This is a genomic window from Sphingomonas sp. Leaf242 (assembly GCF_001422045.1).
GTDB lineage: Bacteria > Pseudomonadota > Alphaproteobacteria > Sphingomonadales > Sphingomonadaceae > Sphingomonas.
Genome location: NZ_LMLW01000007.1, coordinates 24,623 through 37,924 on the forward strand (window position 1 = coordinate 24,623; position 13,302 = coordinate 37,924).

Below are 13,302 nucleotides of genomic sequence, written 5' to 3' on the forward strand. Positions count from 1 at the left end.
GGAAGCCGGAAGACGGGCTCGAATGTCGCTTTTTGGGTCGAGTCAGGTCAATGCGTTCGCAGGTGTCCACTGCGGCACCTGCTGGTCCTGCCATAGTCGCAGGCGTCGCCAGTCCAGCGCATCGTAGACAGCTGTGGTCCCTACAGCATCGTTTAGTGGCAGTGCCGCAGCGGCCTCACGCAGAAAACGAGGTCGAAGCGCGTCATCCTCCAGATAGGCTGCCTCCCACCAGCCGATGATGCGATCTCGCGCATTTGCCATTGCAGCGGCCGATGGTAGGCGGTCGCGCTTCTCGTGCTGATTAACTCGGGTGTGCGCCGGCATCAGGTTCCACAGATCCCCGCATGGCCAAACCGACCATGGCAGGCAGTGGTCGATGTCGAAGCTGTTCGGCTTGAGGGGGCGTCCCGTCCAGACGCACTCGATCGACTGCCCGCGACCGAGCAGCCGCTGGACCACGTCGCGACCAAGAGCGGTGGTGCGAACCGGCTCTACCCACGCCAGGGCGGCTTCTGCAGCGCCGGGCGCGACCGCCAGACCCATACGGTCGGCATAGACGCGGATGAGGCGGGACCATTCAGCGACCAGCATGGGTTCGATCCAGGACCCAAACCGCGACATAGCCCGCCACAGGTGGCCCGGCACCTCGATCAAACCCCAGCCGCGCAGTGTCTCAAGGTCGAGCACGGTTGCGGATGCACCGCCCCGCCGCCCGCGGCTGACGCCGAACACCTGCATGTCACTGTTGGGATAGCGGGTGAAGGTTGCCGGCATCTTGGCGATTGTGTGAGCAGCCCGGGACAGCGCGGAAGCGATGGCGTTGGCCTGCTCGCGGGCGAAGACGGCACCAACCCGTAGCTCGACGGGTGCCGTGCCGAGCGCGAGCAGTGCTTCAAACCCGTCCTTGGCAAAGCCCAGTCGCTCGATGCCGACATTACCCGGCATCTGCGGGAGCTTCGCCCGAACCAGGGGCAGGTACATTCTTAGCCAGTTTAGCGCGACCAAGCCCAGCGGCACTTCGACTGCATCGCGGCCATCGGGTGCTGGCGTAGCTGCGGCAGACGCATACTCGGCGATGCGTGCCACGGCGCGGAGCAGCGCCAGCTTGTAGGTGGACGACTTCTCGTCGGACAGGACGATCCCGCGCACCAGTGGGAGCGCGCCGGTGCCGTCATCGGGCATGCGGAGCGCTATAACGTCCCATGTCACACCGGCGCGTCCGCCCTGATCGCTGGAGGCCGCAACCCGTAACACCTCCAGCCCGTACGCCCGGGCCAGTCCCTCGATCTCGGCGGTTGAGGTCGGATGCATCTGCATAACGGACGGGGCGGGACCATGGCGCAGCGTCATCACCAGAATGCCGCCCGGCTTCAACAGCGTGGCGAGTTTGCGGAAGGCACGGGGCCGATCGGCGGGCGCGACGTGCTGCCAGACGGCTGACAGCAGCACGAGATCGTAGGCAAGCCCAAGCCCATGGACATGGTCGAGTGAGGGCAGGGTATCGTTCACCCACCTTACGCCGTAGTTCCTATGCTTCTCGGCTGCGATCCGGCGCATGCCTGCAGCAGGCTCGGCCGCCACAACCTCGTAGCCGCGTGAGGTCAGCCAGGCCGCGTCACGTCCTGTGCCGGCGCCAACGTCGAGCGCCAGCTTGCTGTCGCTGCCGTCCGGAATGACCGGCAAAACCTGAGCCAGCATATGCTCGGATGATACCGCCTCATACCGCTCGGCTAGCATGTCGGCTTGGCCGTCATAGGCAGCAACGACGTCTAAATAACTGTTCAAGCGTCGAGACCCGCGAAACGGGCACGGTGCCGGGCGACATAGTCGGGGCGCGGGTGGAGCCGTGGATCGACCGGCAGGCGAACGCGCTCGCCCGGTTGTGGGAACAGCCGAATGAGCTCGGACGGCACCTTGTTGTGCGACACCAGCAGCCGGCACTCATCGTCGAGGCTGATGAGGTGACGGTCGAACAACCAGTGCGCGGTCGCGGACAGAGCAATGCCGTTCTGCACGACGTCCGGCCCGCCATCGGCCACGCTCCAGATATGCGCGGCCTGAGCTTCCGCCTTTCCACCGCCATTGACCATACGCAGCCCCGTCACGGCGCAACGGTTGTCACATGCGTCGATCACATGGCCGCGGAAGGCGGCGCTGCGCACCTTGCGGTTGACCAGTAGCTGCGCCACGCGCCGCTCGTCGGGCGGTGAGGCCAGCAATGCGGCCGTGGAGGCGTCGATGTGGCGGGGATCGAGTTCAAGCCGGATCGCGTGTTCGGGCGATAGCGTGTCGACCAACCCGGCGTTCACGATGGCAGCAAAGTCAGCATCATCAATGGCGCGAACCGATCGACCGCGTAGCGTGCGACCAGCGATGGCGGGGTTATCCAGCTCGCGCAGCATACGCTCAAGAAACCGGCCGTCCGGATCGCGATATGGCACGGGACGATCGAACTCGATGAAGTCGCTGATGCGGGCGTAGAAGAGCGTGCGGTCGGCGGGATCGGGATCGATGCTGTGCATTAGGCCGGCCGCCACATAGGCCTTGCGCCCACCCGCCGAGCCAGTTTCGCGGTAAATGATCCAATCACCGACGCATGCCTCGGCTGCGCGCAGGTAGATGCGTGGGAAATGGTACCGCTCCGCGATCATGTCGTCGTAGCGCGATGCACCGCTGATTTCGAACACACCCTTCATGCCAGGATCGTGACGCGGTTCTCGGGTTGGAGCAACCTTGCTAACAACGTTCAACGGTCAGCAGTCAGCGATCGTGGAACTTGCTGCTGCTGAACGAACGGCCGCTTTCGGGGAGTCCAGATGCGGCTTCGAACGTCCGGTTCTGGGTCCTTGGCGACGCGCGTCCGGCAGATTTCCGCCCACTAGCGTAGTATAATATTGGAATCGCTTCGTTCATTGCAACGCAGATGATTACAGCCAATTGCTTGCCCAGATGTCGATATCCTAGAGCTTAACGATGCCCCGCCGATCCGCTTTTCTAAATACGGCTCACACCACCGATCGCCGTTCGACGGGCTTCCTGCTGACCTTAGCGTTAGCCTATATCGGTGGTGTCGTCGGTTACCTGCCGTTACTGACGCTGTTGCTGCCCATGGAGGTCGACGCAGTCGGGGGGGTGGGGCGACTCGGAGTCCTCGCTGCGATCGTTGTCTCAGGTGGGTTAGCGGCCAGCCTTTCCAACATCGCGTTCGGCTGGCTTAGCGATCGATCGGTGACACGCGGCGGCGGGCGGAGGACGTGGCTTGGCACCGGGGTTGCTGCTACGGCGCTGTCCTACGTTGCGATCTTTATGGCGACGTCCTCCACAGGCCTGATCCTGGCCGTTGCGGTCTTCCAGATTGCGGTGAACGCGCTCCTCGCGCCGTTGCTGGCGATCATGGCAGACGAAGTGCCCGATGCGCAGAAGGGCGTGGCGGGAGGATTGCTGGCGATGGCGAACCCGGTCGCATCGGCACTTGCAGCGGCGCTGATGGCGACCGCCGTGCTCAGCGACGCCGGGCGGTTGGCGATGGTTCCGGTTGTGATGGTCGCCTGTACGATCCCTCTGCTCCTAACGCGCGCTCAGCCCGTGACGAGGTATGATACGACGGCGCCGACCAGGGCTGTCATCCACCGCGATCTTGCCCTGGCGTGGATCGCGCGCCTGTTAGTCCAGGTTGCCGGCAGCGCATTGTTCGTCTATCTCTTCTACTACCTTGAAAGCGTAGCACCGACCGTCGCGCCGACGGCGATCGCGTCGCGGATGGGGGCGGTAATGATCGTCGCGTACACCGTGCCGCTGCCGCTTGCTGTACTGGCCGGTCGGTTGGTGGATCGTTCGGGTCGTACCAAAACGTTCTTGTTCGTTGCCGCGATCGTGGCCGCGGTCGGACTAGTGGGGATGGCAGCCGCCTACGACTTCACTAGCGGTGCGTTCTGTTTCTGTGTCTACACTACAGGCGCTGCAGTCTTCCTCGCGCTTCATGCGTCGTTCGCCATGCAGCTGCTGCCAGACCCTCGTCACCGCGGGCGCGATCTGGGGGTTCTGAACCTTACCAACACATTGCCGGGGTTGCTCGGGCCAGCGCTGACTTGGTCGCTCGCGACCCCGAGGGACTTTCATGCGGTCCTGCTCGTCCTAGCCGCGCTGACGCTGTGCGGCGGGCTGATCATCCTCGCGACACGCGGCCGACGCTAGCGGGGACGCCAGTAGCGGACGTAATCCACCGTCATCCGCTGCGGAAAGGAGCCATCCTCGATCCCCTTCTGGCCACCCCAGTCGCCGCCGACTGCGAGGTTCAGGATCACGTCGTAGGGACGCGTGAACGGCCATGCCGCCTTGCCGCCGGGCTGGTCGTTGGCGACGCGCATGATCGCATGGCCATCGACGCCGATCGTGATTACACCGGCGCGCCAATCGAGTTGATAGCGATGATAGGCGGTGCATGCCGTCGCGATCCGCGTCTGTGCGCCGCGCTGCGTACCCTTGACGTGATTGAAGGCGCCACTGTGGACCGTTGCGTGAACGATGCCGGCATCCCAGCCGACCATCTCCACCACGTCGATCTCGCCTTCGTCCGGCCATGTGCCGCCGGACGGGAGCAGCCAAATTGCCGGCCAGCTGCCTCGACCGCAGGGCAGTTTCGCGCGGACCTCGTAAAAGCCATAGCCACGTGGTTAGCGCGAGACGAGCTTGGCCGACGTATAGCCCTGACCACCCCAATCGGCGAACTGCGCCTTGTTCAGCGTCTCGCGGCGTGCCTCGATCACCAGCGCGCCGCGCTCGATCCGGGCGTTCTCGGCGCGGTCCTTGGCGTAATATTGACGCTCGTGATTGTACCAGCCTTCGGCATTACGCGAGACGTCGAAGCGCCATTTGGTCTGGTCGATCGCCTTGCCGTCGAACTCGTCGGCGAAGCTCGGCTTGCCTTTGGGCGTGGGCATCGGTCCGCTCACGCTGTAATTGGTCGCACCCAAAGTGGCAGCTTGCGCCGCTAATATCAGCAGGATCATCGATTGCTCCGAGTGCTCATGGATAGCGGACGAACGTCTGGCGGACGGCACCCGTTCGCGCTGCAGCGCCTGCGTCGTTGACCAGATGCGCGATCGTCCCCTGGCCGGTGCCGAGCGAGATGGTTGTGATGCTTGCGAAGCGAACGCCCGGTCGGCGTGGTGCCTCGATCGCGCTCTCCAGTACGATCGTCGGATCGGCGGTGAAGTTGGCGTAGATCCCCAGCCCGGTCGCGTCATGCGCCGTGACGGTATCGACGACCTTGTACGCGGCCCAGCCTCGCGTCGTGCCCGCCATATACGCGCGCTGGCTGGGCGGATCGTAGGGGAGCTCGCACTGGTAGAAATTGGTCCGGCCGCGCTCGCCGTTCCACGTCACCTGGTATTTCTGAAAATGCTCGACGAACAGACCGTGGAGGGTGACGTCGTCGCCATTGACGACCAGGCCCTGGTCGGCGGTGCTCTCGGTCCAGCCGACATGGACGCGGCCGGTCTCGCGATCGCCGTGGTCGGCGCGCCAGATCCAGAGATGATCGCCGATCACATTGTGGCTGTTAATTTCCAGGCAGGTCTGCACCTTGCCGACGGTCGCGCCGCCGACACGGAAGAACAGGTCGGCGATCAGGGTTGGGTTGCGGCTGTGATCGCGCCTAGCGCCGCGCGGGCCGACCTGGACGAGGGTCGGCGTTTCGATCGGTCCGGCGTCGATCAGCAGTCCGGCGATTGCGACACCCGGAACATCCGCGACGACGATCGCGGCCGAGCCGTTTTCTGCAAGTAGCGTCGCCAGCCCTAGGCCCAATACGACCGTGCCGGCATGGTCGATCCGCAGGGGGGCGCGTATACGGTAGATGCCGGGAGTGAGCAGAAGGTGCTTACCCGCCGCCAGTGCCCCGTTGATCGTGGTGATCGGCGTATCGGGGTGGGCGATGAGGAACCGTGACAGTGGAATCGACGACCCCGCAGCTGCATCCTTGGTCCAGCTCGTGTCCTGGGAATCGCGGCGGACGGCGGGAACGAAGACCGCCCAGCTGCCTGTCGGCGTGACGTGCAGGAAGGGTTTCTCGCGGACCACCGATACGGAGGGCAGGCTGGTGTAGGGCGGCTCGGGGAAGCTCGTCGCCGGGGCGCCCTCGACGCCGGCGAACATCATGTTCCAGTTCGATCCGTGCCACCGGCCGATATGACTGTTGCGGGTGAACCATTGCTGCTGCGTGCCGGACCGCACCGTCCCGTCGATCCGGCAATCCGCCATGAACCCGCCACTGGACCAGCCGCCATCGTCGAGCGCCAAGTCACCTTGCAGGTGGACGCGGCGATAGGGTGCGGCCTGCGACACCGCCCAGCGATCAGCGCCGTCGGCTGGCCGTACCGCCAGATTCTCGACGCCGCGCCAGAAATTGACGAGCGCCATGCCCTTCGCCCAATCGGCTTCGGCATGGACATGCCCGTCGATGACGACGTCGCCCGGCAGGCGCCCGAGCCCGGCGACCTGGGTGAAGAAACCGACGTTCACATCAGCTGCGTAACGGCCCGGCCTGAACAGGATCGCGTGGCGCGCATCGGTGAAGTGGGCGCGCTCCTGCGCGGCGAAGATGGCGTCGAGCCGTGCCTGGACTTGGTCGCGGGGCATCGAAGAATCGACGACGAAGACGTTGGGGCCGAAGTCCGGCGGGGCGGCGACTTTCGCGGCGGCAGCGTTCGGTAACGCTGCGGCGAGGCCCGTAACTGCCAGTCCTTCCAAAACGGATCGGCGCGTCGGATCAGGCTTCAAGCTCGGCCTCCCTTCCTTTTGCCCCGACCCTGTCGCCGCATCGCGCGGCCCGTTTCGGTAGCGACGAACGGACTAGGCCAAGCATCGGTGCACCTCAATGCCCTCATTCGACTGCGGCCTCTCGCGGTGCGCATCGGCTTGGTGAAGAACGGCCGCGCGCGCTACACGGCGCAGGTACGGGGACTTCGCTTGCAGGACAAACACGATGATCGAACCGGTATTCACGTTGCACTGCGTCGGACGCGAGGCGCAGCCGGTGGTGGTGATCGACGGGTTCGCAGTCGACCCCGATGCGTTGCGTACCGCTGCGCTGCGGGTGCCGTTCGAGCCTGCCGCGCACCATTATCCGGGGATCCGGGGTGCGCTTCCCAAAACCTATGTCGACCGGCAGTCCGCGGTGCTGGCGAAGATCCTCGGGCCGATGTTCGGACGGACGGGCGCGGTGGACGTGATCGATGCGAGCTTCTCGATCGTGACCACGCCCCCCGGCGACCTCAATGTCCGCCAGCGCCTGCCGCATTGCGATGCGTTCGGTGCGGACAGGATCGCGCTGGTCCATTACCTGTCGCTGGACGACGGCGACGGCACCGCATTCTTCCGCCATCGATCGACCGGGTTCGAGACCGTGGACGAGGACCGCGCCCCCATCTTCTTCGGACAGCTCGAAGCCGAGATGCGCCTGGGGAGTGTACCGCCGCCTGCCTATGTCTTCGACGACACGCCGTTGTTCGAGCGAACGTTGACGGTGGAGGCGCGTTACAACCGCGCGCTCGTCTATCCGAGCTATCTGTTGCACAGCGGCGCGATCAGGCCGGATGCCGTACTCTCGGCCGATCCCGCCAGAGGGCGGCTGACGGTCACCGCGTTCCTGTCGGTCGGCGGGGCGTAGCGTCCGGTCGCCCCGCACCGATTCCCGCGTCACCGGCGCGACGCGGAGGGAGAGATCGTCAAGGCTTCATCGTCGCAGCCCTGACCGTCGCGGTCGATACGATGCTGCGGTCGCTCGCGTTGCGAGCGAGGGCCACGCGGTACCGACCGCCGGCGACGCGCCAGCCAGGCAGCTTGGTGTCGTAGTCCGCGAGGATGCGCGGTTCGGCGACGAGCGTCACATGGGTCGATTGGCCGGGTTTCAGCGTCACCCGCCGGAACCCGGCAAGCCGCATCGGCGCGTTTGAGCCTTCGCGCGTCACGTACATCTGCGGCACGTCGGCACCCGCAATGCGGCCGGTGTTGACGACATCAAAGCTGATGCTGAGCGTGGCGCCTCCGGTGACGACCGGGTTGCGGTAGGCGAAGCCGGTGTAGCTGAGGCCGTGACCGAACGGGAACAGCGGCTTGGCACGGGTCTTCTCGTACCAGCGATAGCCGACGTCGGCGCCCTCAACATAGTCCGCCGGAAAGCTCGGCAGCTGATGCTCGCTGGCATGGCCTGGATCGGCGGCGGCCTGTGCCTCGGCTGTACTCAGCCTGTCCAGCCCGACCGGCGCGGATCGAGGCGCCTGCGACGTGGCGGCCGGGAAGGTGATCGGCAACCGGCCGGAGGGATTGACGCGTCCGGTCAGGATGTTGGCGATCGCCGGTCCGCCGCGCTGGCCGGGATACCAGGCCTGCACGACCGCGGATACCGCCGACAGCCATGGCATCAATACCGGGCCACCCGTTTCCATCACGGCCACGGTCCTAGGCTGTGCCGCCGCGACCGCCGCGATCAGATCGTCCTGATGCTCGGGCAGCGAGAGGTCGGCGACGTCCTGCGCCTCGGTGGTCCACTGCGTCGCGAAGATGATCGCGATGTCCGCGGCCCTGGCGGCGGCGGCCGCAGCAGCTGGATCACGACCGTCGATCCAGGTGACCTTTGCCTGCGGCATCGCGGCGCGGATCGCCAAAAGTGGCGAGGACGCGTGCCATGTGACGCGCGCGAACGACATCGCGGCGCCGCTCGTCAGGGGAATCTCGACGGGAGCGCCACCGACCGACCGCACCTGGCTCGAACCGCCGCCCGACAATACGCCGACATCGGCACGTCCACCGATCAGCACGACGCGCTTGGCGGTACGGGCGAGCGGCAAGACATTGCCCTCGTTCTTAAGCAGCACGATGCCGGCTTCAGCCGCACGCTGCGCAACCTCGGCATGCGCCGCATACGGGATAGCCTGTGCCACGCCCGCCGGCGCGTCATAGGCGCCGGTCTCGATCAGCCCGGTCAGGTAGCGCGTCACCATGTCGTCGAGGCGTGCCATGGGTACGCGGCCTGCCTGGACATCGGCCTTGAGCGCATCGGCGAAGTAGATCTGGCGGTCCAGCTCCTGGCCCGATTCCTGATCGAGCCCGGCATTGGCGGCCTTTGCGGTCGAATGCACCGCCCCCCAATCGCTCATCACCCAACCGCGATAGCCCCAGTCGCGCTTCAGCACGTCGTTCAGCAGGTGCGCGTTCTCGCACGCCCAGTCGCCGTTTACCTTGTTGTAGGCGCACATGACCGAGCCCGGCTTGCCGGTCTCGATCGCGATCTCGAACGCCAGCAGGTCGCTCATCCGCAGCGCCGCCTCGCCGATCCGCGCGTCGACCACGGTCCGCCCGGTCTCCTGCGAGTTGAGCGCGAAATGCTTGACCGTCGAGACGATCCGGTTCGACTGGACACCGGCAATGTGCGCGCCCGCCATCGTGCCGGACAGCAACGGATCCTCGCCGAGATATTCGAAGTTACGCCCGTTCCAGGGATCGCGCGTCAGGTTGACGCCGCCCGCAAGCAGCACGTCGAAGCGCTTGGCACGGGCCTCGGCGCCGATCATCGCGCCGCCTGCGCGGGCGATCGCCGGATCGAACGTCGCCGCGGTGGCGAGACTGGAGGGCAGGGCGGTCGCCACATCGCCCTTGCGCTGCTCGATCTGGTTGGCGACGCCGAGCGAGGCATCACTCTCGCGGATCAGCGGAATGCCGAGACGTGGAATGCCGTCTATATGACCCGCCGACGGGATCAGTTCGTTCGGCGTCTTGCCCTTTGCTAGCGGCGGGAAAAGGCCGTGAACGAGCGCCATCTTCTCGTCGAGCGTCATTTTCGCGACGATCGCGACAGCGCGCTGCCGTGCGTCCCGGACGGTGGCCCGCGGGGCTGCATCGGGGGCGGATGTGGCCCGTGCGAATGCCGTACTGCCTATGCCGCATAGAAGTGTTGCGCCGAGCAACATGCCGCCCATCGTTTTTGCCATTTCGGATCCTCCCTGATGTCCAGTCGCGTCAAGACCCCGGTTCATACCGGTCGCTGACGCCTGCGTGGCCAAACAGCACATCTGGAGAACGTTCACAACCTTGCGATCCCAGCGTGTTGCAGGCTTGACAAGATTTCGACTTTGGAAGAGGGGAACGTTCTCAAACAAGACGGCGCGGGGGAAACTGCGCCGACACAGGGAGGATGATGATGGGGCGCTCCAGCACCCGTTTGGCTACGCGACTCGCTCTTGGCGGCTCAATGCTCGCGCTCATGGGCTTTCCGATGATCGCCGCAGCGCAGGATACGTCTTCGACCATGGGTAATACCGGTCCGTCGACGATCCACGACAGTCCTGCGACCACCGACGCGACGAAAACGCAGAGCACGGGCGTAGCTGATGGTACCGATGCGAGCGGTGGCGAGATCGTCGTTACCGGTATCCGCGCGAGCCTTCGCAAGTCGATCGATCTGAAGCGCGATGCGCAGGGTATCGTCGATGCGATCTCGGCCGAGGATATCGGCAAGTTCCCCGATACCAACCTTGCCGAATCGCTGCAGCGCATCACCGGCGTGTCGATCGACCGTTCGAACGGCGAAGGGCAGTTCGTCACCGTCCGTGGCTTCGGTCCCGAGTACAACCTTGTTACGCTGAACGGTCGCCAACTCGCGACCTCGATCATCGGCGACGGTAACAGCGCGCCGGTGTCGCGCTCGTTCGACTTCGCCAATCTCGCCTCCGAGGGCGTCGCAGCGCTCGAAGTTTATAAATCGGGTCGCGCGAGCGTGCCTTCGGGCGGCATCGGTTCAACCATCAACATCCGTACACCGCGACCGTTCGACAAGATGGGCCTGCGCGGCTCGCTGTCAGCGCGCGGCGTGATGGACACTTCGCAAAACGGCAAGAACGACATCACGCCGGAAGTGTCGGGGATCATCTCGGACACGTTCGCCGACAACCGGATTGGTGTTCTGCTGCTCGGGTCATTCCAGGAACGTCACTTCAGCGCGAACCAAGCCAATATTGGTTTCCGAGACGGCTATCTTGGATCGGAAAACAACTGGGGTTCGCTCGCCCAGCCTGGCGATCCGCGCGCGGCCAACATCACCAACCGGCCGGATGCGACCGACGTCTACCAAGTGCCGCAGAACGGCGGCTACGACGTCGTCAACGGCAAGCGTCAGCGTATTAACGGCCAAGCGGTGCTGCAGTTCAAGCCGACCGACTCGCTTACCGCTACGGTCGACTATACCTACTCACGCAACACCATCGACATCCGCGATAACAGCGTGGGCATCTGGTACAATCACAACGACACTTCGAGCGCTTGGACCGACGGTCCCGTCGCCGGTCCTGTCTTTTATACGGAGCGGTTCGGCGCAGGCGAAACCAAGGATCTCGCCTATTCGGCTTCGCAGACCTCGGCGCGCAGCGAGAACAAGGCACTAGGCGGCAATCTCACCTGGAAAGCACCGGGTGGCGTCACCATGGTGCTCGACGTCAATCATTCGACCGCGACATCGAAGCCTAACAATCCGTACGGCAACAGCAATTCGGTTGGCACCGCCGTGTTCGGTATCCAGAATCAGACAATCAACTTCGAACACGAGTTGCCCGTCATCTCGTTCAACAATTATGCCGGGATTGATCCGCTCAACGCGGCAAACATAGTCCCGACCGGCAACGCATTCCGCAATTCCTACTTCCGCGACGAGATCAACCAGGTCCAAGTCAAGGGACATTACGACCATGACGGCGGTTTCCTCGACAGCCTCGACTGGGGCGTTCAATATACCGACAACAAGGTGCGCTCAGCGTACAGCGTGCTGCAGAACGATACCTGGGGCGGCACTGGTGGTGACAGCGCGGCGCAGCGTGCGGCGGCCGCAGCGTTGCTGCCAGATAGCCTGTTCAATCTCACCAGTATCCCGGACAAGTTCAAGGGACTTAGCGGCGCCAACGACCCGAACATCATCAAGTCGTTCTACACATTCGACCTTCCAAGCGTCGTCAAGTTGCTCGACCAGGCGTACAACATCTGCGGCGGCAACGGCCAGTGCCTGATCCCGTACACGACGGACTCGCGAGTGCGCGAAAAGACTATTGCGCCGTATTTCCAGTTCAATGGTAAGTTCGAGGTGGCGTCGGTGCCGGGCCACATCATCGGTGGCATCCGTTACGAGACGACCAACGTCACCGCGTCCGCGCTCGTGCCAACCCCGTCCGGCGCCCGCCAGAACTCGCAGAACGAGTTCAACATCCTTTTCTCGGGCACTGGGTTCACGTCATTCCGAGGGCAATACCAGAACTGGCTTCCTTCGGTCGACTTCGACATCGAACCGCTGGAAAGCGTGAAGCTGCGTGCATCATATAGCCACACGATCACACGTGCGGACTATGGGAGCCTCCAGGGTGGCCAGCGACTCGACACGCTGTTTCGCGTGGGCGGTGGCACCGGATCGGTCGGCAACCCGAACCTAATCCCGTACAAGTCGAAGAACATCGATCTGTCGGCGGAATGGTATTACGGCAACGAGAGCTACATCTCGGTCGGCTATTTCCACAAGAACGTCGCGAACTACATCGGCAACACGGTCGTTAACACCAACATTGCCGGCATCACCTCGCCGACGACGACGTTCAACGGCGTGACGCAGAACGGCCCGCGCTATCAGGCGGCGCTCAATGCATTGGGTGCGAACGCGACCTTTGCACAGATCCGCGATTATATCGGCACCAACTTCCCAGGTGGCGTCGTCAACGGCACGATCATTGCGCAGCCCAACGACCCGTCCGTGAATTTCGTCATCCAGACGCCGTTCAACAGCGACCAGACCGCCAATGTCGACGGCTTCGAGTTCGCGATCCAGCATAATTTCTGGCAGACGGGCTTCGGGACAATCCTCAACTATACTATCGTCAACGGCAACCGGAACTATGACAACCGACTGCCGGCGAGCGTTTCGCAGTTCGCGATCACGGGGCTTTCAGACAGCGCCAACGCGGTACTGTTCTATGACAAAAACGGCCTTCAGGCGCGGGTCGCCTACAACTATCGCAAGGGGTATCTTGCGGGTGCCGGCGTGAACCCGACGTATATCAATACCTACGGACAATTCGACGTCAGCGCGAGCTATGCGATCACCAAGAACATCGGGATTTTCGTGGAGGGCATCAATGTCAACAGCGAGGATCGCGGCGGTCATCTGCGTTCGGACAACAACATCACGTTCGTGACGAAGCAGGACCCGCGCTACTCGGCGGGCGCGCGGATCACCTTCTAGGATCCGTGAGGAAGGCCATTCTCGCGTTC

General features: G+C 64.1%; 8 protein-coding genes and 1 pseudogene. 3 read left to right on the plus strand and 6 right to left on the minus strand.

What is annotated here, in order from left to right:
- Positions 1 to 42: 42 nt before the first annotated feature.
- Positions 43 to 1,785 (minus strand): class I SAM-dependent methyltransferase, encoded by a 1,743-nt coding sequence (locus ASF09_RS04705; RefSeq protein WP_060525165.1) that lies wholly within the window; start codon positions 1,783 to 1,785, stop codon positions 43 to 45.
- The gene (locus ASF09_RS04710) at positions 1,782 to 2,696 is read right to left on the minus strand and encodes an HNH endonuclease (RefSeq protein ID WP_060525166.1); all 915 of its coding nucleotides are present in this window, start codon (positions 2,694 to 2,696) and stop codon (positions 1,782 to 1,784) included. Before ASF09_RS04710 ends, ASF09_RS04705 begins: the two co-directional genes overlap by 4 nt.
- A 277-nt stretch (positions 2,697 to 2,973) precedes the next feature.
- Between ASF09_RS04710 and ASF09_RS04715 the strand changes: the two genes are divergently transcribed.
- Positions 2,974 to 4,194 carry an MFS transporter gene (locus ASF09_RS04715; protein ID WP_060525167.1) on the plus strand — a complete coding sequence of 407 codons (1,221 nt, stop codon included), beginning with the start codon at positions 2,974 to 2,976 and terminating at the stop codon, positions 4,192 to 4,194.
- Here the strand turns inward: ASF09_RS04715 and ASF09_RS20875 are convergent.
- The 3 genes and pseudogenes from ASF09_RS20875 to ASF09_RS04725 all read right to left on the minus strand — a co-directional run.
- A pseudogene (locus ASF09_RS20875) lies at positions 4,191 to 4,652 on the minus strand (glycoside hydrolase family 16 protein); the annotation flags it as partial. The gene ASF09_RS04715 and the pseudogene ASF09_RS20875 sit on opposite strands and share 4 nt — an antisense overlap.
- A 21-nt stretch (positions 4,653 to 4,673) precedes the next feature.
- Positions 4,674 to 5,009: a glycoside hydrolase family 16 protein gene (locus ASF09_RS20880; RefSeq protein WP_235529621.1), complete on the minus strand. Its 336-nt coding sequence runs from the start codon at positions 5,007 to 5,009 to the stop codon at positions 4,674 to 4,676.
- A 16-nt stretch (positions 5,010 to 5,025) separates the two neighbouring features.
- Positions 5,026 to 6,780, minus strand: a complete 1,755-nt coding sequence (locus ASF09_RS04725) for a hypothetical protein (RefSeq protein WP_060525168.1) — start codon at positions 6,778 to 6,780, stop codon at positions 5,026 to 5,028.
- Positions 6,781 to 6,985: 205 nt separating this feature from the next.
- Here ASF09_RS04725 and ASF09_RS04730 point away from each other — a divergent pair, with 205 nt between their 5' ends.
- Positions 6,986 to 7,669 carry a DUF6445 family protein gene (locus ASF09_RS04730; RefSeq protein ID WP_060525169.1) on the plus strand — a complete coding sequence of 228 codons (684 nt, stop codon included), beginning with the start codon at positions 6,986 to 6,988 and terminating at the stop codon, positions 7,667 to 7,669.
- 58 nt (positions 7,670 to 7,727) lie between these two features.
- On the opposite strand, the gene ASF09_RS04735 is transcribed toward ASF09_RS04730, so the two are convergent.
- On the minus strand, positions 7,728 to 9,977 hold the full coding sequence (locus ASF09_RS04735) for a beta-glucosidase (protein WP_060525170.1): 2,250 nt from the start codon (positions 9,975 to 9,977) through the stop codon (positions 7,728 to 7,730).
- A 272-nt stretch (positions 9,978 to 10,249) separates the two neighbouring features.
- On the opposite strand from ASF09_RS04735, the gene ASF09_RS04740 reads away from it, so the two are divergent.
- Positions 10,250 to 13,273 (plus strand): TonB-dependent receptor, encoded by a 3,024-nt coding sequence (locus ASF09_RS04740; RefSeq protein WP_200912521.1) that lies wholly within the window; start codon positions 10,250 to 10,252, stop codon positions 13,271 to 13,273.
- Positions 13,274 to 13,302 lie beyond the last annotated feature (29 nt).